General features: G+C 33.3%; 15 protein-coding genes. 10 read left to right on the top strand and 5 right to left on the bottom strand.

Going from position 1 to position 19,362, the window contains the following annotated elements:
* The first annotated feature begins 61 nt into the window (after positions 1 to 61).
* Positions 62 to 589, top strand: a complete 528-nt coding sequence (locus NEF87_RS22045) for a Rab family GTPase (protein ID WP_371803691.1) — start codon at positions 62 to 64, stop codon at positions 587 to 589.
* Positions 590 to 782: 193 nt separating this feature from the next.
* Here NEF87_RS22045 and NEF87_RS22040 read toward each other — a convergent pair whose 3' ends face one another.
* The 3 genes from NEF87_RS22040 to NEF87_RS22030 all read right to left on the bottom strand — a co-directional run bounded on the left by NEF87_RS22040 (position 783) and on the right by NEF87_RS22030 (position 6,990).
* Complete coding sequence (locus NEF87_RS22040; protein ID WP_457917519.1) at positions 783 to 5,075, bottom strand: acyl-CoA dehydratase activase; 4,293 nt, start codon at positions 5,073 to 5,075, stop codon at positions 783 to 785.
* Positions 5,076 to 5,239: 164 nt separating this feature from the next.
* The gene (locus tag NEF87_RS22035; RefSeq protein WP_371803689.1) at positions 5,240 to 5,827 is read right to left on the bottom strand and encodes a pentapeptide repeat-containing protein; all 588 of its coding nucleotides are present in this window, start codon (positions 5,825 to 5,827) and stop codon (positions 5,240 to 5,242) included.
* A gap of 41 nt (positions 5,828 to 5,868) precedes the next feature.
* On the bottom strand, positions 5,869 to 6,990 hold the full coding sequence (locus NEF87_RS22030) for a hypothetical protein (protein ID WP_457917518.1): 1,122 nt from the start codon (positions 6,988 to 6,990) through the stop codon (positions 5,869 to 5,871).
* 111 nt (positions 6,991 to 7,101) lie between these two features.
* On the opposite strand from NEF87_RS22030, the gene NEF87_RS22025 reads away from it, so the two are divergent.
* From NEF87_RS22025 to NEF87_RS21990, 8 genes are all read left to right on the top strand, one after another.
* A complete protein-coding gene (locus NEF87_RS22025) occupies positions 7,102 to 7,527 on the top strand; it encodes a hypothetical protein (protein ID WP_371803687.1) in 426 nt (141 codons plus the stop codon).
* 144 nt (positions 7,528 to 7,671) lie between these two features.
* A complete protein-coding gene (locus tag NEF87_RS22020) occupies positions 7,672 to 8,868 on the top strand; it encodes an acetoin utilization protein AcuC (protein ID WP_457917517.1) in 1,197 nt (398 codons plus the stop codon).
* A gap of 130 nt (positions 8,869 to 8,998) precedes the next feature.
* Entirely contained in the window at positions 8,999 to 9,751 is a 753-nt protein-coding gene (locus NEF87_RS22015; RefSeq protein WP_457917516.1) for an HAD family hydrolase, read from the top strand.
* 95 nt (positions 9,752 to 9,846) lie between these two features.
* A complete protein-coding gene (locus tag NEF87_RS22010) occupies positions 9,847 to 10,467 on the top strand; it encodes a hypothetical protein (RefSeq protein WP_457917515.1) in 621 nt (206 codons plus the stop codon).
* A gap of 86 nt (positions 10,468 to 10,553) precedes the next feature.
* Positions 10,554 to 11,312 (top strand): HAD family hydrolase, encoded by a 759-nt coding sequence (locus NEF87_RS22005; RefSeq protein ID WP_457917514.1) that lies wholly within the window; start codon positions 10,554 to 10,556, stop codon positions 11,310 to 11,312.
* Between the two features lie 87 nt (positions 11,313 to 11,399).
* Complete coding sequence (locus tag NEF87_RS22000; RefSeq protein ID WP_457917513.1) at positions 11,400 to 14,156, top strand: hypothetical protein; 2,757 nt, start codon at positions 11,400 to 11,402, stop codon at positions 14,154 to 14,156.
* 101 nt (positions 14,157 to 14,257) lie between these two features.
* Entirely contained in the window at positions 14,258 to 15,769 is a 1,512-nt protein-coding gene (locus NEF87_RS21995) for a hypothetical protein (RefSeq protein ID WP_457917512.1), read from the top strand.
* 101 nt (positions 15,770 to 15,870) lie between these two features.
* Positions 15,871 to 16,011, top strand: a complete 141-nt coding sequence (locus NEF87_RS21990; protein ID WP_457917511.1) for a hypothetical protein — start codon at positions 15,871 to 15,873, stop codon at positions 16,009 to 16,011.
* Between the two features lie 12 nt (positions 16,012 to 16,023).
* On the opposite strand, the gene NEF87_RS21985 is transcribed toward NEF87_RS21990, so the two are convergent.
* Positions 16,024 to 17,034: a hypothetical protein gene (locus NEF87_RS21985; protein ID WP_457917510.1), complete on the bottom strand. Its 1,011-nt coding sequence runs from the start codon at positions 17,032 to 17,034 to the stop codon at positions 16,024 to 16,026.
* A gap of 713 nt (positions 17,035 to 17,747) precedes the next feature.
* Between NEF87_RS21985 and NEF87_RS21980 the strand changes: the two genes are divergently transcribed.
* Positions 17,748 to 18,788, top strand: a complete 1,041-nt coding sequence (locus NEF87_RS21980; RefSeq protein WP_457917509.1) for a S66 family peptidase — start codon at positions 17,748 to 17,750, stop codon at positions 18,786 to 18,788.
* A 27-nt stretch (positions 18,789 to 18,815) separates the two neighbouring features.
* Here the strand turns inward: NEF87_RS21980 and NEF87_RS21975 are convergent, their stop codons facing one another.
* Positions 18,816 to 19,295, bottom strand: a complete 480-nt coding sequence (locus NEF87_RS21975) for a hypothetical protein (RefSeq protein WP_457917508.1) — start codon at positions 19,293 to 19,295, stop codon at positions 18,816 to 18,818.
* Positions 19,296 to 19,362: the final 67 nt, after the last annotated feature.

Here is a 19,362-nt window from a genome sequence, read left to right as displayed (position 1 = left end):
ATACAATATAATTAATATAGTAAAAAAAAAATATACATACTAAACATAAGGGAAAATTGAAATGTCAAGCTATAAGTTAAAGATATTGCTCTGTGGACCTGCAGCAGTAGGAAAAACATCATTGATCCATCGATTTATCAAATCTAAGTTCGATAGAGACTACAAACTAACGGTAGGTGTAGATATTTTGACCAAAGAAGTAGAATATGCTCCTGGTCAAATAGCCACTTTAAGCATTTGGGATATTGGAGGGCAAGAAAGGTTCTCATTCATTCGAACAACCTTCTATAAAGGTGCTTCGGGAGTATTATTAGTATTCGATTTATCACGTTCCGCAACATGGGATAGCGTTAAGAATTGGCGTGCTGAAGTACGACAATTTGCAGGAGATATTCCGTTTGTATTAATTGGTAACAAAGTGGATCTAATTGCCGAAGTTGGTGAAGTTATTGATCGTGATGAATGCCGGGAATATGCAGAAGATGAAGATTCTATTTACATTGAAACTAGTGCAAAAGACGGAACCAATGTAGATGAATCATTCACAGAATTGACCAAATTAATTGTGGCACGTAGTGAAGGCAAGTAATTTCCTTTTTAATTTTTATTTTCAACTTCACATCAATAGTTCGTTTTTTTTTTCATAGTCATCTATCCAATCGGATTTCTTTGACAAATGATTATAACAGATTACAAGGTAAAAAAATTAATAGGTTTTATAAAGCTTCTTTGATCTATGAAATAATAAAAGATAAAGTAAAAAAGAAGGACAGATTAAATTATTAATTGCATTCAACATCCATTTGATTACCTTTCGGATCAAATTTCTGAGGAGGTTGATCTTCAGTGCGCACGTATTGGTGCGCTTGGTGCATATAAGCTTCTAAACGAGTGAGGATATTAACATCTGCAGCTCCATCAAATTTGAAGGTAGTAATGGCAGCATTAGGAAAATCTTCTTTTAAACGTTTTAACATCGCAGCAATTGGAGTACCTAATAGACAAGTAAATGGAATGAGATTTACAATACCATGAACTTTCCCAGTTTCTAATAACCAACGGGCTTTTCCGAGTGAAATAACAATTTCATTCTCATTGATTTCACTTGCATAGGGTTGTGCTAAATCTTCTAGTTCTTGAACTGATGGTTCAGGATATATTTCTAGAAAATCGGCAAATGGTTTATAAATTCGATGTTCTTGAAAAACCTGCCAACGTCCCGAAAGATTCTGAGTGAGATATTCAACATATTTCTTCTTACGCTTTGTATCATCCCGAATCGTATGATTAAAGTGAAGCATATTTTCTGCTACCGAAGGGCATACTACTTCACCCCCTAATTTTTCAATCAATTGTAGAATATTACTATTACTATAGGGGTGCCACCGGACATAAAATTCTCCGATAATTCCAATTTTGGGTTTTGCAATAGATTTGTCCACTTTAATTTCATCAAAGGCTTTCCGCGCAATTTTCATGGTATTAATGACATTGCCTTTATTGAGAACGGTAGAATTAAGAAGTTCTTTCAATTTAGCATAAACTTCATCAGTTTGTCCAACCTTAACTTCATAAGGGCGAGTTTGATGATAAGCTTTGAATAAACAATCAGCAGCAGTGACTGCATTCCAACAGTCGATTGGTAATCGTAAATTTACTTTGCCCATGTCAGTGATTGCTTTTTCTGCAATTGGCGCGTATAATTCAACTTGCTCGATACCGAGTTTTTTGAACACAATTCTCTGCATGGAATCATAATGATTGAGACGACAAACTCCATTTCCTGCAGGCATTAAGAAAGCAGAATTATCGGGATCAAAACCTGGTTGTTGAGTCATTTTCACGATGTCACCGGTAATAATTATGTAGGGATAACATTCCTTATTATTGGTGTATTTTCGTGCCCAAATTAAGCTTTCATCATCCGTATCGGGAAGTACTTCAGTATTTAATCCATGAGCATTAAACGCTGCTGCCAAAGTAAAAACATGATCACGATTTACTGGTGGAAAATATAACTTTTTCCCTGATTTTAATATGTTTTTACCAACAACATCGGCAGATTTGCCCATAATAAGATCTCTTGTTTTATAATCGGTTGATTGAGTTCTTAAGTACTTGATACTATCTAAGAAGGCTTCGGCTCGAGTCATAACACCTGCATCAGCACTATGTTCATCAATTTCTAAGATAAGATTTGGTTTGTTTCCAATCATATATAAGAAATATTGTAAGGCAAAAGAATCTGGTCCACAAGCAAAGTTATTGATATAAACGGGATATAGTTTCGGATGATCCCTTATGATTTTGGCAGCTCCTAAAACTCGATGACCAAACCACCAAAACATTGTGGGTAATTCTTCTTGAACATCGACAGTCGCAAGAGGTAAGAAATCCATGGGAATAACTTTAACACCTAAGTTGTTAAATTTTCTCGGAATATCTAAGTTAATACCTCTATCAGGTCCATTATAGGGACGACTAATTATCGCAATAGCAAATTCATCTTCACCTAACTCAGAAAGTGCTTTTTCCCCTTCTTTTACCATATTTTCTCTAAATTGATTCAATGCTTGCTTTCCAACTTGCAAGGCATGCGCAATATCAGATTTGGATACGAGTAATTCTGGACCAAGTACTTTATATAGTTCATTCACGACAAATTTATCACCAACTGAAGGTTTAATTGCAGGAGAGAGAACTCGAATGCCAAGATCACCCCAATTAAAAGCACATTTTAGTAAATCTGGTGAAGATTGAACATATGAACATAAGAGACTTTCCGATAAACGGGGATTATCACTCCACATATCCATCATAAAAGGAAGAAATATGTAATCAACTTTCTTATCCACCAATTCGAGGACATGTCCATGAAGAACTTTAATTGGGAAGCAAGTTTCTTCTACCACCGACTCCAACCCCCTTTCAATATGACTTTTATTAGTAGGTTCGGATAATATAACTTCATATCCCAATTCAGTAAAAAGGGCATTCCATACAGGATAATCTTCGTATATAGTCATTGATAATGGAATACCGATCCTTCCTCGCCCTTTTCCAGCGGAGATATGTTTTGAGTAAGATGTTCTTAGAAGGATATCACGAATTTCATAGTAGTCGGGAACCTCAATCACAATTTCATCGGTACTTTTCTTGTCATATCGATCACACCGACTTCCATAATAAAATACGGAATCTTTTCCAATTGTCACTTTATTTATTGTACAATTATTGGCACAATGCTTACAATCAAACGTCATAATTTTATACTCTTGCTCAGCACTATTCCATCCTTTGAATTTAGATGGCTGCCCATTCTGAATATCTTTTACCAATAATGCTGCACCAATGGAACCCATATGTTCATGATTAGGAGGTACGATGACAGGTTTTCCCAGTACGGTTTCAAATCCAGCAATCACTCCTTTATTGAATGCTACGCCACCTTGTAAAAAAATGGTCTCCCCGATCTTTCTACCTTCCACAACTTTATTAATATAATTATAAACAATTGAATAAGCCAGCCCAGCGACAATATCTTCTTTCGGAACTCCTTTTTGTTGATGATGAATAATATCAGATTCCATAAAAACGGTACACCGTTCCCCACAAAGACTTGGCTCTTGGGCTTTAAGAGCATATTTACTGAAATCATTTTTTATATCAATAGCTAATCGTTCAGATTGTTCTTCCAAAAAGGATCCTGTCCCAGCGGCACACACTTTATTCATTTCAAAATCCACAATGGCCCCATTTTCAATGCTGATATATTTTGAATCTTGCCCACCAATTTCGAATATTGTATCCACATTTGGATTAATTTGTTTGGCACCTCGAGCATGAGCCGTTATTTCATCCTTCACTAGATCAGCTCCAATAAAATCACCAATCAGGTACCGGGCAGATCCAGTCGTACAAGCCCCAAGAACATTTACGTGTTCAGCCATTTCTTCACCAATTTCTTTAAGACCTCTTTTTACGGCATCAATTGGTTGGCTACCAGTTCGTAAATATCGTTCAGCGAGTAGATTATTTTCTGTGTCAATCAAAATAACTTTGGTGCTTATAGATCCAACATCAACACCAAGATAGACATCTGTTTTCTGATCTCCTGGGGAAAAATAGGTTGTTTTTTTAACAGGGTGAAGATGATGTTCTTGAATATGCAATGGAGCTAAGCCTTCTTCCACATCTACGATTTTCTGAAGATCATGTTTTATTGTTTCAAGGTCTGGTAATTGAGATGGAGAATTAAACACATTGTAAGCGGCTCCAATGGCTCCAATTAAAGAATTATGCTCCGGAATAATTAATTCTCCTTCCTTCAGTTCTAAAACATCTTGGAAGGCTTTTACCATACCTTTATTATTTGCGACTCCTCCGATAAAAGCAACATTTTTTTGAATTTCTGAATTTTTACCGATTGTAGCTTTAAAATTGCGCGCCATCGCGTAACACAAGCCAGATACGATATCATGGAGAGGAGTACCTTTTTGTTGCAAATGAATCATATCACTTTTTGCAAAAACGGAGCATCTTCCTGCGATTCGAGGAGGATTTTTCGATTTTAATGCCAATTCCCCAAATTCACCTTCAATATTGACCCCTAATCGAGTTGCTTGTTGATCTAAAAATGCACCTGTTCCAGCTGCGCATAGAGTATTCATAGCAAAATTTTCGATAATAAAATCCTTGCCGTTATTTCGAGTATGTAAATCAATTAATTTCGAATCTTGTCCCCCAATATTGATAATCGAATGTGCATCTTTGACAAGCTGACTAACTGCAAAGGTTTCAGAAATAACTTCATTAATGAAAGTTGCATTTATAAAGGGAGCAATCCGTTTTCCTCCAGATCCCGTTATTCCTACAGAATATACTTTTTCTTTCGGATATCGTGAAAACATATCTTCTAAAACACTTACTAAAGTTTCTCCAGGGCGACCTTTATGCCGCAAATAATGATGTTCTATTAACTTCTTATTCTGATCCATAAAAATAATTTTAGCCGTTATGGAGCCTAAATCGATTCCAATTACAATTTTGGTTATATCTTGATTATCAGTTGTCAATAATATCCCTAATTCCTATTTATAATTACAGATAAGAAAAATTGGTATAAAGGTTTTTAGTCAAATATGGGATCAAAAAGACAAAATACTGTTATCTCAATTCATTTTATTCGATTGTATCCTAAAAATCATAATAAATCTAAGAAAAATTGGTTATTTTGTTTCTATCTAAGAATATTTTTTAAGATTGCACCTGGAAATCGTGAATGAGCCAACTTAGCTCCAGTAAAATCCACATCCGTTAAATCGCAATTTTCAAAGTCACAATATTTAAGATTGGCATTTCGGAAAGAACATCCCTTCAATTGAGAGCGTGAAAAATCAGTCCCCATTAAATTGGTTCTTGAAAAATCCGATCCTTCAAGAAAACTATCGGTGAATAAAATATGATTCAAATTGGAATGAGAAAAATTCTGGTTTTGGGCAAGCACCCCGACCATATTGGCGTAAGCAAGAACAATATTGGATAAATTGACGCCAGTTAAGTTCCGATTATTTAATAGAGCTTGAGCACCGGTAGATACTGATGGGCCCGCATATAAACCTAAAATTACTCCATTAAGATTCATTGTTTCCCATTTACCCCCACCACCTCCAGTCTTTAGAAATTCAGCATGTTGCGATAAAATAACATTCCACTCTGTTTTAGAAAATAAAACGCTTTGCTCTGCAGCAGCTCGCATGTATTGATAATCCACATCGGAAAAATCATCTCCGGGCAAATTCGATTCTGGAAATTCTGAAAGATCCATATTATTACTTCCTATCTTCGCGAATGTATAAAAAAAAGAGACTATTTAGGATAAAGTAAAGTGGGATTAATTATGATTTCTTCCAAATATGATTGTTGAATGCGTTTAAATAAGTCGGCCAATTTGGTCTGCTTCTGAGAGTTCAATAATTCCCAGAATGCATCTGGTTCTACGAGCCCCAATTTATCATCAGAAGAGAGAAAAGCTTTGATAGCTTCTGGTGTTTCAAGTTTCACATACGTAATCTTGTTAGGCCAACAGCTGGTGTATTTGTAAGTTTTCTTTAATTTACTCCCTGCAGAGATATATATCCCACGAGTATCAAATGAATCTTGACCTTGGCCCATATCAATCTTTTTAATTAACTTTCGGGACTTATTTTTCACTGCTTGAACAAAATCTTCATACACTTCAGGATCGTAATCTTCACCAAGTTGATGATTCTGTATGTTCTTAGAATTATTAAGAATGTTAAAGGAATCATATTTACCATACGTCCCAGTAGTAATTAGCATTGCTTTTCTACCTTTCACGGCATAATTGAAAGATTGGAGAACTTCTTTTTCTCCAATTAAACTTGATTGATGATAAGCTTTAATCTCTACAAAGATCGCATCTTTTAATTCTACATCAGTAAGTCCTCTCTCATCAACAACTGGATTGTGATTTAAATCTAATACTTTATTAGCTTGATTGGAAGGAATGATAAAACAATCAGGATTAACTCCATCAAGGATCGGTTCATCGAAAGACATATATCCAATTTTTGAAAAAAATTCTTCCACAATCCATTTTAGTGCAAATTCTCTTAAAGATCTTGCAATAGGGGATGATACAGTCGTAGGGGGGAATTTAGTACGAGGAGGGGTAGCATTCATTAACTTTTCTGCAAAAGCATCTTTAGCACTGGAGTATACAAGCCTATACGGTTTTTTTTTATAATAAAATTTAACTGCTCTACGTTTATTGATGCTTCCAAACTGGTAGTGCATATGCTTGATAGTATGGGGGTGGGATTCGTTTGTGAATTGTTCTCGAAATGGGATTAATTTTGATTCGGGCACAAATTGCTCTGCAATTGGTGTATTTAATAAATTTTTGGGTATCTGTTTTGTTGTCGGATACACTATGTTAAGGGGTGTGAGATTGGGAGATAATTTCATGTTATAACCTCAAAAATACAAAAAAAAGAAACACTGTTCTAATTAATACTTTGAGTTTTGTAAATGAGGCAAAATTTATGAATTTTGCTAGAGTTACTTAATTAGGTTTTTATGAGTAACGACGAAGATCATGAATTAAAACGTTTGCGAATGCAAAGAATGCAAGCCATTTTGAAGCAAAAGCAACAAGCAGAGCAACAATCCGAACATAAAATCCCCACATTAGCGGATAAAATTGATCAAGTTATGCAAGTTTTACTCGCCCCAAATGCCCTCCAATATCTTCTCAATATAAAAGCTCACAGTGTCCAAACCTATAACTTAATCCGCCAAAATCTATTTCCACCTCAAATAGTTAGTGAAATCGATCTTTTGATTAGTTATTTACGACAAGGAATGATCCGACGTGGAGTGATTTCTGTTACTGAAATCCAACAAATTGAGCGACAAGTTTTAGGAATTGGATCTTCAATCACTATCAAAAAGCAAGGACAAGATGCGAAGTCGTTAGGTGGGTATCTTAAAGATGATGATTAAAAAATTCTTTCAATAAAAGATATTTGGATTTTAATATAAATTATTATCGAGAAACCATCGATACGGAGCTAATTTTTTGCACGATTTTATTGACTTTTCTTTACAAAACGAAACTATTTTATCTTGTAAGAATAACCTACACCTATGGAAACGGGTTTTGTTTATAGTGAAAATTTCAACCAATACAATTTTGGTGAAGGACATCCACTCACCCCTCTTAGAATAGAGTTAACTTATTCTTTAATGAAAGCCTACAATCTACTTTCACATCCGCAAATTCAGATTTTAACTCCCAAACCTGCAAAAGAAGAAGATATTTTGCGAGTTCATCAAAAAGATTATGTAGAAAAATTGAAGGAATTGAATATGTTAAAAAAACCTTCCTATATGGCATTACCTGAATATGGTTTGGGGCCTGGGGATAATCCAATTTTTCCTGGTATGTATGATGCAGCATTAGCTGTAAGCGGAGCATCCATAACAGCGGTAGATTATATTATGCAAAATGAAAAAACAAGAGCCTTTAATATTGTTGGAGGTTTGCATCATTCCATGCCTGGAATGGCTTCAGGATTTTGTATATTCAATGATATTGCAATATCAATTAAATATTTGCAAAATAAATACCCCAACATTCGTATAATGTATCTAGATATTGATGCACATCATGGTGACGGCGTTCAATGGATTTTTTATGATGATCCAAACGTGCTAACTTTATCTTTCCATCAAGATGGTAGAACAATATTTCCTGGAACAGGACATGTCGAAGAAACTGGAAAGGAATCGGGAAAGGGATATTCTTTAAACTTTCCAATGCTTCCTGGAACTATTGATTCTGTATACTTACAAGCATTTGAGAAAATTGTGCCTCAAGTTATGGATGCATATAGACCAGACTTACTTTTACTTCAATCGGGAGTAGACACTCACTTTGCTGATCCAATCACAAATATGGGATTATCAACTGAAGGACAGGAAAAAATTTTCAAAATTGTCCAAGAAAACACCCCCAAATATTGCAATGATAAATTATTTGCAGTCGGAGGAGGAGGCTACAACATCGGCGTTGTTGCACGCACGTGGACAATGTTTTTAGCTCAAATGCTTGGACAAACAATTTCAGAACCTTTACCAAAATCATGGGTTAAGGATTTATTAGAGAAGTGGGATGATTCCACAGAAGAACCGCCTTCATTATTACGTGATCGAAACGTCTGGATTGAAGAAAAACAATTGAAGGATCCTTATTGGCAAGATGACCTTGAATTTCATACCGATAAAATTGTGGATAAATTTGAAAACGAACTGATTCCCAAGATCAAAAAACCCATTAATTAATATTAAGGAATCAAAAATATTTTTCACTGGCATCTACTCCACATAAACGTTTTTTCTGTTTAGATATCTATTACTTTTTGGTTGAATTTTTTAAGATTCGACTCCTTGATAACATGGAGAAAATTTTGCTATGGCGAAGAAACATCCCCCAATTATTATGTTTGATCTAGATGGAGTCTTGTTAAATTCCCGGGCACATTTATTGGTCGCAATGCAAGCTTTGACAGATAGTACAAATCGTTGGAATCATCTTGTGGCGAGTACCACCACGGGATTGGAAGTTTTACGCTTAGTAGAATCGGGAGCACGAGCCCGAAATTATGCAACAATAAAAGCAATGATGCAGAATTTAGTTGAGTTAATTCCAAGTCGAATAAGTCGCATTCTTTTTCTAGCTAAATATAATCGAACTGTGAATAAAATTGAATGGGAATATAGTCATTTTTTTCCAGGAATTGGAGAAACCCTGAACAAATTGGCCAAAAAAGGAATCATTTTAGGAGCAGCTACAAATTCTTACGGATATCGGATAAAAAAGTGGTTAGAACTTGCCAATCTATCGCATTTAATTCAATTTTATACATCACGGGATGATCGAAAAGTATTAGGATCAAAACCAAGTCCGAAACCACTATTTGGATTATTAGTTAAAATGAAACGCCATTATAAGTGGGGAAGAATAGATTTAAATCGCGTAGCTTTTGTAGGTGATAATATTACGGATATTTTAGCGGCCAAAAGAGCACGAGTAAAATCTATTGCTGTGAAAAGCGGCCATGCGTATCCTGAAGAATTATCAATCATGAAACCAGATTTTCTTTTGAAGGATGTAAATGAAATTCCATCCATTTTGAACCAACTTTTCCCAAATATGGATGATTAACACTATTTTAGTCAAAACCACATTTCATTTGATTTTTTAATAGAAAAAAGACGATTAACGATAAATTAATAAGTTTTAGAGAAAAAATAATTACTATGAGTTTCATAAAGAAATTTAGTGGATTTGGGAACCCTATAACGGGGTTACGGAGAACTATAGGTACATGTGTATTGATAATTGGATTGATCATGTGCATCCCTTCTATCGCAGGATTAGTTCTCTCTAATAGTATCTATGAGAAATCAAATGTATACGAATCCGAACAATCATTTTATCCATTTCAAGTAAATTCAACACTTGTCTTTGATGATATGGATGGATATATGACGGCAGGAAATAATTATGACATTAGAATTTATTTAGAGGCAGTAGGCCCAAATTCAGATGTTAGGGATGGTAGAATTACTGTATATAGTGAGTGTACACAACTTTCTTTTTCACGAAATTTAGCTATAAGTAATTTCAACGGTACTTCTTCAACAATGCATTTGAACGAAATGGAACAAGATCGAACAGCAGATGTTGACCCGGTCTATAATTTCACGGTTTTATCGTTCAATAATGTATCTTCAGCATCCATCCGAATAAAAATCTATGAAAACCCTAATCGACCGTTAGTAAGCTTGATAAACAAAATTTCGCTGATTTTACTAATTCCCGGATTAATTGTCATTTGCTGTGGCTGTTGTATTGCTCCTCCTAAAAAGAAGCAATAATCAAACAATACACCCATAATTGTATTTTTTTTCTTTTCTATCCATTCCCTTTTTAGTGGTGCTTCCTTATATGATATAGTGATATTGTGTCATCTAAAACTGCTCATCCACCAATAATACTTTTTGATTTCGATGGTGTAATTCTAAATTCAACTGGTTCTTTAATGGCAATGGAAATTTCTATGAAAGATGATAAATATCAATGGAATAAAGAAATATTGAAACACTATACTCCAATGGACATAATCCGACTATTCGAAAAGGCCACACAACCTAAAAATCGAGATTTAATAAAAGCGTTACATTCATATTTCACAGAGCTTCTTCCTAAACGGTTAAAACGCTTGTTATTTTTCATTCAAACTGGAAGATTATCCAGAAAGCTCGAATGGATTCACAGCGATTTCTATCCCAACTACGCCAGTACATTCAACCAATTAATTGAAAAAGGGATCATCTTGGGAATTGTGACCAATTCAGGGAAAAAACGGATAATGAAATGGTTACACAAAAAAAATGCGGAGCGCTATTTTACAAATATGGTCACACGTAAGGATCGAAAAGAGTTAGGCACTAAACCCAGCCCCAAACCAATACTAGGATTACTGGATCGATTAAAAAATCAATTCAAATGGGATTCACTTGATTTAAAAAAAGTCGCTTTTGTGGGAGATAATATCTCTGACATTATCGCGGCTCAAAAAGCTAAAGTCACTTCAATTGCTTGTTCAAAAGGCCATGGTGACCCAGAAGAGATCCAAAAATTGAGACCTAGCTTTATTTTTTCAGATATTACTGAAATTCCAACTCACTTAGCAAAAATTTTTCCGAATTTATTTTCTTGAAGGTCGCCAAGGGAATGATACCAACAGTTTTTTTTGGTTTGACACTTTAGTTGATAGAAAGAAGAAACGTTCTATCAGTGAAATGCAATGTTAATCGAGATTCCTAGCACAACGGACAAAAAACTCACAAAATTAGTGAAAAATATAAATAAAGATTATGAACGAGGCAATTTTAAGAAATTTCCAAAATATCTTTTAGATATCATCGCTCTATTAGAAATTAATACTTCAGAAGCAAATATACTTCTTTTTATTTTGAGCATACTTGCAGAAGAAAGGCCAGAGGATTTCAACCCATCTTCCATTAAGGCAATCTTCCCTTTTCTACAGCATACTTCTATAAAAGAACGTTTAAACTCAATAATCATTGTGGGATCATATTTTTTACATAGAATTACTGACAATTTGGATATTGATCTTGGGGAAATTGCATCATTTCTGCACTTATTGGAAGATCCAGAAGGAGAAATCAGGCAAAATATTAGTTTTTTCTTAGAACAATTTCCAGAAACCATGGATAACCAATTGTTATTGGAATTGGATTTATTCTTAAAAGTGCTTTCCACGGAAACCCACATAGAAGTGATCAATGCAATTGAGAAAATTCTCTTGCGTTTACAGCCAAAAATGTCTTTATCAATCTTATGTTCTTACGTATCTACGTTGATTCAAGCTTATCACGATTCTAAATCCCCTGAACGAAGTGATACCATCCTAAAATTACTCGAATTAGAAATTCCAAAACTGAAAAACCGTTCGAAAAAGAAATTTAATAAAAAAGAGATCGAGAAAATAATAAAAGAACGTATTCCTCTCATTCGATTGACAGATTTAAATGAACTCGCGGATGCAGAAAGGTTGAATGTGGAAAAGGTTGAAGATTATTTAACGGGGAATATTGATGAAAATAAAATTTACTATTTTCTGTACACTGAAAAAAATCATAAAAAAATGCTAGAATTTGAAAAACAAGAACTTCAATCCTTTTTAGCTCAAGAAAAATTAAAAATCGAAGAAATAATTGCAACATTTAAGCATGTCGGAATCTCCCATAGCAGTATTGTAGCAGTTCTCTTAAGAGATCTATTGGCAAAACATATTATCGAAGGAGTGCTAAGCAAAAAATATTTTTATAGCTGGAATTACTTGAAAAATGATCTTTCACAGCATTTACGAAGACGGGGAGTATTAAATTATTCTCAATTTGAATCTTATTTAGATAAAAATGTTTTTCATAAAATAATTGAAAGTTTGGCAACTCAAACATCCTTTAAAGGGGTTTTTAATTCAAATAAAGACCAATACTTCACATTTAATGCAATAACTAAAGAAATTGAGAGCATTGCTTCCAAAGATAATGTAGTAGATCTAAAAATCTATCGGAAAAAGTATGGTCAAGAGAGTTTTTACCTTTTAGAAGATTACTGTCGAAAAAATTTCTTCACACCTTATCAAAGTGATCATATTTGGCTAACAAATTTGGGGAAAACTCGAATCCAACAAGTTCTCCACACTTGCGAACAAATTGGAGAGTTTAATCTTATTGAACGATCGAAAGAAATGAAAATTCCAGAAGTAATTCTTCTAAGATTTACGAAAGAACAATTCGAACATAAAAATGGATTCTGGAATAAAGATCAATCCCAATTCTTCTATGCTAAAGCAATTAAGAAGAGAATCAATAAAATTCAGATGGAACCCATTGCTGAAAAACGAAATATATTGATTGAAAGTTTAGCAGAAGAATTGCAAATTGAAAAAGAAGAGATTGCTCGCAAAGTAGATGAAAAACTACATAAATTAAAAGAAGTATTACAAAATAAAGAAGAATTTGAGATTAAACCAGTAATTCGAGATCTTCAGATGGATTATAAGGAATTTATTGCTTTTGTGAATGATTTTGAAAAACCGTATTTAATTGTGAATAATAAAATCATTTTCTCACCAAAAAAAATTCAAGAAGAAGAAAATAACATATTAAACATTATCCTTAGAGATTCAAAGATAAAATCTCAATTATCCATTGAAAAAATCGCATCTCGCCTAAGATGTGCAGATAAAATAATTTTAAGTAGTATTAAAAAGTTAATTGAAGACAAAAATATCGATGGTGTCTGGATTAAGGAAGATAAAATCTTTTTAACAGAGAAAGGGATCCAAAATCGAATGCTAGAATCTAAAACTTATATAGATATGCAGTCTTTCATCGAAGAAATTACTCCATCAGAGGATGATATCCTTCTCTTTGAGAAAATTTTATCAACTTTGCTTGAGAAAGGAGCATTAAAAGGAGTATATGATTCAGAAATGCAAATTTTTCAATCTACTGAAGTAGCAGGAGAAGCAAATTTAATTGCTGAACGAGATCGGTTTAAAAAGGAAGTTACTCCGTTAAATAACGACCTAGATCGTACTTACAACATCTTACGGGAAATTTTCATGGGAAAAGATCTGAATCCGGCAGCGATTGATGAATATGAACAAATTTTGGAAGAAAATATACGCAAAATCTTGAACAATCAAACTTTCATAAAACGGTTGATAAACAATGCAAATCATCGACTCAACCGCCACATTTCCAGTCAAAGGCCAAGAAGAAACCAGAAGGGTTCAAAACAGAGACGACACGAGGAAAATAAATCTAAAAGAATTAGTTTTGAGGAAGATGAAGTTGTTGCTAACATAATTAATGATTTTGAAAATTGGAAAACGTTAATTATTGAAATTGAACAAAAAGCAGGACAAATCGTCTTCTTGAAGAAAAAATTGAAAAATAATCCTGAAGATCCAGATTCTAAAACAGCATTGAATGGAATCTTAGAATATATCGGATTTATCGATTGATCTAATATTTTTTTTTCACATTATTTTTCCCGATTATACCAAATCCATTTCAAAAAAAGAAGCCTTAATTTTAATCCTTAATTGCTCTTAAGTGACGATTTATGCCACTAACTGTTAATGAATTTGTTGTTTACTCCAGCCCTAGGTATTACCGGTTAATTTTTCCCGATTTAAAACCCAAAACGAAGAATGGAGATTTAGTTAGTGCACTTTCTGAACTAAAACGCTGGAGATTTTTAACTTTCGACTCTCATTGGGATTCACTTAAATTAACTCCAAAAGGTATTGAATATCAACAATTGATTCAAGACTTATTGGATAGCAATGCTCTTCATGTACCCCAAAGTTTTGGAATTTTTGACTATCGTTCAGAGCCAGGAAGAAAGGCAATAATTAATTTAATTCGCTTTCTATCGGCAAAACTCGATTTTTCAACATATTTTCGATATTTGCATGTCCCCATTTTCGATAACGATCATAATCAAGAGTGGATGGAAATTTTTGGAGATAATTCTTCTCAAAACATAGATTATCTCTCAAAACAAGGAAGGAATCAGCTAGTTGAAGTATTAAATCAAAAAGCTCGTCCTCATAAAAAAAAATCGGATATTATTCAAGAGACTCTATATCAGCAAGACACTCCAATCAATCTAAATTTAACCCTAGTTAAAAAATTCTTGAAAAAAAACAACTTAAAAAGGCCAGAACCCTTATTTAATCATTTTAATTTATGCGAACCACGAATTTTTGAAATTAGAGAGCGAAAATTCTTTGTTAATTTAGCAGAATTATCAAAAATTTATAAATTACTTGAAAAATATCTCTCAAATTTTAAATCTGAGGAAAATAAATGGCTGAGTGATTATTTCAAGCTCTTAAAATTACCTACAGGTAAAAGTGGACTTTTTGGATTTAAAGCAGGTCAGGAAATGAATTATGCAAGTCAGACAGACGCTTTTTTGAATCTGGCTATTGAAGGCCCAAGGATATTTGCAGAACAATTTACTGTAATTAAAGAATTAGGAGAATTACGACATATTTTATTTCCAGTGAATCCCACGGAAAGCATTGTTATTTCTTGCGCTGATTTAGAGATGCTTTACTATTTCACGATTGAATCAGAGAAATGTGTGTTAAAAACTGAAATCAATTTTATTTCTTTAAAAAATTATCCCGAAAAATATGTTTCATCCCGAGGAAAAGAATTTGGAAAATTAATTTCACGAAGTCGAAGTCTTGAAGAAGCTTTACAAATCCAAGCAATAATGTCTGAAGAAGATCCTGAGAAGAGAAAGAAACAAACACTAAAACTTCGACCTATGAAAGAAAATCTTCAATCTCAACTTGAAAATCTTTCTTATATGAGTGCATCGCTAATTTCAATATGTCAAATGATTACAAAGAAATTTAATAAGGAGTTTGGCTTGACCAAATGTTTATGCATTTATGAAAAAGGTTATATTAACTTGGTGGATATTGGAGGATCAGATCGAATTCTTACCTCTATTAACTTGGGAAAAGTAGAGTTTGGTCACGATTTAAAGAAAACAATAAGTAAAATTGAAGATTCTTTGGAAGAAATTGTTGAAGTTCCCAATTTATCGAATGAATAAAGTCTTCTCCAAATTTTGTTATGATGTTGAAATGTTTTTTTCTCATTTCTCATGTTGGGTTTTTCTGGCATATAAATACGGTCGCATTTTTAAATAATCTAATGAGCGAAGAAAATTCATCCGAAAACAAACACATTCAAAAAAAAATTTCTAATATATCTGGACAAGGAAATGAACCAGAATTAAAATCAGATAAAAAAATTCATTATCCCAAAGGATATCTAGCCAGAATCCCTGAATAATAAAAATGCGTATTACATTTTGTCAATTACTGCATCAAGAATATTGATAATATTATCAGTTTGGCTAGCGTCAAAATTACAGATCCCATCATCAAAGGTGCATTCTATTCCTTCGGCAGCTAATTCGTAAATTATATTTTCTGCTTCATTTTCAGGGATGGACAGAGTTTGTGCTAATTTTTCAACAGGCAAACATTTCTGCATCATGATTAAACCTTTGATTCGCTTTTTCTTCCTATCTTTTTCTTCAGAATTGTTTGGAAGTGGGTCTGAAACAGCAATATTTACAGGTTTGCCAGTATAAGGATCGAATTTACGATTTATTTTCTTTTCCAGAAAATTATCTAATTTTTCTCCTGCGGCATCGATATTATCACCCATTTTTTCTAAATTACGTAATGATTCTAAAGCACCAGAATCTTCTAAGCCCTTTACAGATCTTTCATAGACATCCATGGCATTTCTTACCATTTGACTTACAGATATGGAGAGTTCATCAGCTAAATTTCTCCAATCATTCTTCATTGTTTCAGGAAGCGTAAAATTGATGCGAACTTTCTTATTTTGTTCTTTATCAGATCGTACTTTGGCTTTAATGCGCGCAATTTTAACTTTTGATCGGGCTTTTTCGGTATTAATTCGCGCTTTTTCAATAGAAATTGTGCTTTTATTTATCCAATTCAAAAGTTTTCCTTTCAAACGTTCAGCTTTACTATAAGATTTTTCATATTCAGAAATTGTTTGAGGATCTGGGTTTTGCTCTTTTTCATCGTATAAATTTGCGGCGAATGTGGCAGATTCTAAAAATTCTGTTAGCAAATTTCGAGTATTGTTCAATTTTTCTTTGGCGTCTTCGAGTTTTTCTCGGGCAGCTTCAACCCGATCCGCGGCGCTTTCAGCAGCATCAGGTGCATAACCACGAATCGAACCGATTTCTTCATCCATTTGGTCTAATTCTTGATCAATTAAATCAATAGTTCGATCTAATTCTGCAATTATTTCTTCTTGTTCATATTGAGCCATTTTTTTCATCCAGTAAATGTTTGTAAGTTTTTTGAATTGAAATTGTTTTTGAGTATTGCGTAGGTGAACGGTATATATTTTGTATGTAATTTTTATGATATAAAAAAGATTCTTCTTTCTGACTAAAGTTCTATGAATTGGTTAATAATATTGTCGGAGATAGAGAACGTTGTTATGGTTTTGATGTTTTTTTTTGTGAGTGCGATATTTTAGCATGTTTTATTTTCTCTTCTTTTTAATGTAGGTTTAAAAAAATTAATAATATTGGGTTCGGTTTGAGGCAATGCTCCAAGCATTTTCGATTTTTCCAGATTTTGAATGTGTTTTTATCATAATTTTCACGTAATATTTTTTAATGTAATTTATGAGTATCTGATATAATTAAGGTGTGTATAGTATTTAAAGGTATGTAAATTTAGTGTGTATTAAATATTTTGTTTTATTCAGCAATCCTCCAGTAGAAAGGCGTCCTAAGATAAAAAATCGTAAAAAGAGTAATTTGCTTTGAATTGACTTATTTTTGCGATTTATTTAAATTTTTAACTAAATTCATTCATATATATTGAACTAAACGTTTTTTCAGGACATCCTTTTTTTTATAAAAAAAAGTGTGTATCACTACATACTATTTTCTTTTTTCTGAAAATAACTAAAAACTCAAATACTTCTCCAGCTCAATGAAATATATTGATGCATCCTACATAGTGATATTCATGAAAAAACCGAAGCGTTTAAAACCTAACGATAAAATTGCAATTATTTCCCCATCTTGGGGAGGTCCAAGTATTTTTCCTCATGTCTATAAAAAAGGATTACAAAATATTGAAAAATATTTCAAGTTGATTCCTATTGAATATCCAACTGCTTGTATGAATGCAGATAAATTATATCAGAATCCAAAATTGAGAGCAGAAGATATAAACAAAGCCTTTGAAAATTCTGAAATTAAGGCCATTTTCATCTCAATTGGCGGAGAAGATTCTGTACGTATTTTACCATATTTGAATAAAGAGAAAATAATTAATAATCCCAAAATTATTATGGGTTATTCCGATTCTTCCACATTTCTAACTCTGATAAATCAATGGGGTTTAGTTACCTTTAATGGGCCTTCAATTATGGCTGGTTTCTCCCAGCTAGAATCGTTGCCAAAAGAATTTATAAATCACATTAAGACAATCTTATTTACTAATCCAATGACGTACAATTACCTTCCGTTCTCGCAATGGTGCGAAGGATATCTTGATTGGGCAAAAGAGGATAATGTTGGAAAAACAAACCCTTTGAAAGAAAATGTAGATCAATGGCACTGGGTTCAAGGAAAGGGAAAATTCAAAGGTAATCTCTTTGGAGGATGTATCGAGGTGCTTGAATTTCTAAAAGGGACCTTGTTTTGGCCACAAAACTCATGGAGTAACAAGATTCTTTTCTTTGAAACATCAGAAGATGTCCCAACAATCTCACAAATAGGTTATATAATTCGAAATTATGGAATGCAAGGAATTTTTGACCATATTTCAGGGATTCTCTTTGGGAGAGCTCGAGATTATTCACCAGAGAAAAAAGTAGAGCTCGATAAAATGTTAAAAAGAATTATTGCAGAAGAATTTAATCATCCGGAAATCCCAATCATAACTAACATGGATTTTGGCCACACGGATCCACAATTTATCCTTCCTTTAGGTATTGAAGCTGAAATTGATTGCGATCTAAAGACATTTAAATTGTTAGAAAGTCCCACAACAGAAGAATAAAATTTAGGAAAAAAAATACCGGCATTTTTAAGACTCTTGCATCCAGTTTTGAAATTCTTCTACAAACTTTTTTGCTTGTTCTAATACCCCATCTTTAAATGGACCTTCTTGCCCTTCAACTTGACCCGTAAAACAAGGGAAATAAATCTCCCGAACATTCTGAGCCTTTTTAAGTTTATTCATATATCGTTTGACCCACCCTTGAATTTTGTTAGAAGGAAGGCCATGAGTTATGAACCCCGCACCATATCTTATAGATTTATTGGACTTTTCAAGTTCATTGTCCAATTTTTTTAACCATTTCTTTGAAAGTGGACCCCCTTGGAACATTCGTATAGCCGCTCCAAGAATTAGAACATCGGGCATATCATTTATAATTTCTTCAACAGATACTTTTTTAATATCCCCAATTCTTACTTCGTGGTTTTCCGAACAAACTGCACTCATGGTCTCCGCCAGGAGCTTGCCATTACCAAAATTGGTATCATGCATAATCCAAAATTTCATTTTTTCATCACTAATTCTTCGTTGAAGTTTTTTACTTAATAAGTTTGGTGAGTTTGAAAGGTTGATA

Source organism: Candidatus Lokiarchaeum ossiferum (assembly GCA_025839675.1).
In the GTDB taxonomy this organism is placed as follows: Archaea; Asgardarchaeota; Lokiarchaeia; order Sigyniarchaeales; family Promethearchaeaceae; genus Lokiarchaeum; species Lokiarchaeum ossiferum.
The sequence above is the reverse complement of the archived record's forward strand: the minus strand, read 5'-3'. Positions and strand labels throughout refer to the sequence as shown.

Bases quoted from the DNA above. Each gene is read 5' to 3' on its own strand.
- NEF87_RS21980 (WP_457917509.1), top strand. From the start codon at position 17,748: ATGAAAAAACCGAAGCGTTTAAAACCTAACGATAAAATTGCAATTATT.
- NEF87_RS21975 (WP_457917508.1), bottom strand. From the start codon at position 19,295: ATGAAATTTTGGATTATGCATGATACCAATTTTGGTAATGGCAAGCTC.
- NEF87_RS21990 (WP_457917511.1), top strand. From the start codon at position 15,871: ATGAGCGAAGAAAATTCATCCGAAAACAAACACATTCAAAAAAAAATT.
- NEF87_RS22015 (WP_457917516.1), top strand. From the start codon at position 8,999: ATGGCGAAGAAACATCCCCCAATTATTATGTTTGATCTAGATGGAGTC.
- NEF87_RS22010 (WP_457917515.1), top strand. From the start codon at position 9,847: ATGAGTTTCATAAAGAAATTTAGTGGATTTGGGAACCCTATAACGGGG.
- NEF87_RS22000 (WP_457917513.1), top strand. From the start codon at position 11,400: ATGTTAATCGAGATTCCTAGCACAACGGACAAAAAACTCACAAAATTA.
- NEF87_RS22030 (WP_457917518.1), bottom strand. From the start codon at position 6,990: ATGAAATTATCTCCCAATCTCACACCCCTTAACATAGTGTATCCGACA.
- NEF87_RS22020 (WP_457917517.1), top strand. From the start codon at position 7,672: ATGGAAACGGGTTTTGTTTATAGTGAAAATTTCAACCAATACAATTTT.
- NEF87_RS22025 (WP_371803687.1), top strand. From the start codon at position 7,102: ATGAGTAACGACGAAGATCATGAATTAAAACGTTTGCGAATGCAAAGA.
- NEF87_RS21985 (WP_457917510.1), bottom strand. From the start codon at position 17,034: ATGGCTCAATATGAACAAGAAGAAATAATTGCAGAATTAGATCGAACT.
- NEF87_RS21995 (WP_457917512.1), top strand. From the start codon at position 14,258: ATGCCACTAACTGTTAATGAATTTGTTGTTTACTCCAGCCCTAGGTAT.
- NEF87_RS22045 (WP_371803691.1), top strand. From the start codon at position 62: ATGTCAAGCTATAAGTTAAAGATATTGCTCTGTGGACCTGCAGCAGTA.
- NEF87_RS22035 (WP_371803689.1), bottom strand. From the start codon at position 5,827: ATGGATCTTTCAGAATTTCCAGAATCGAATTTGCCCGGAGATGATTTT.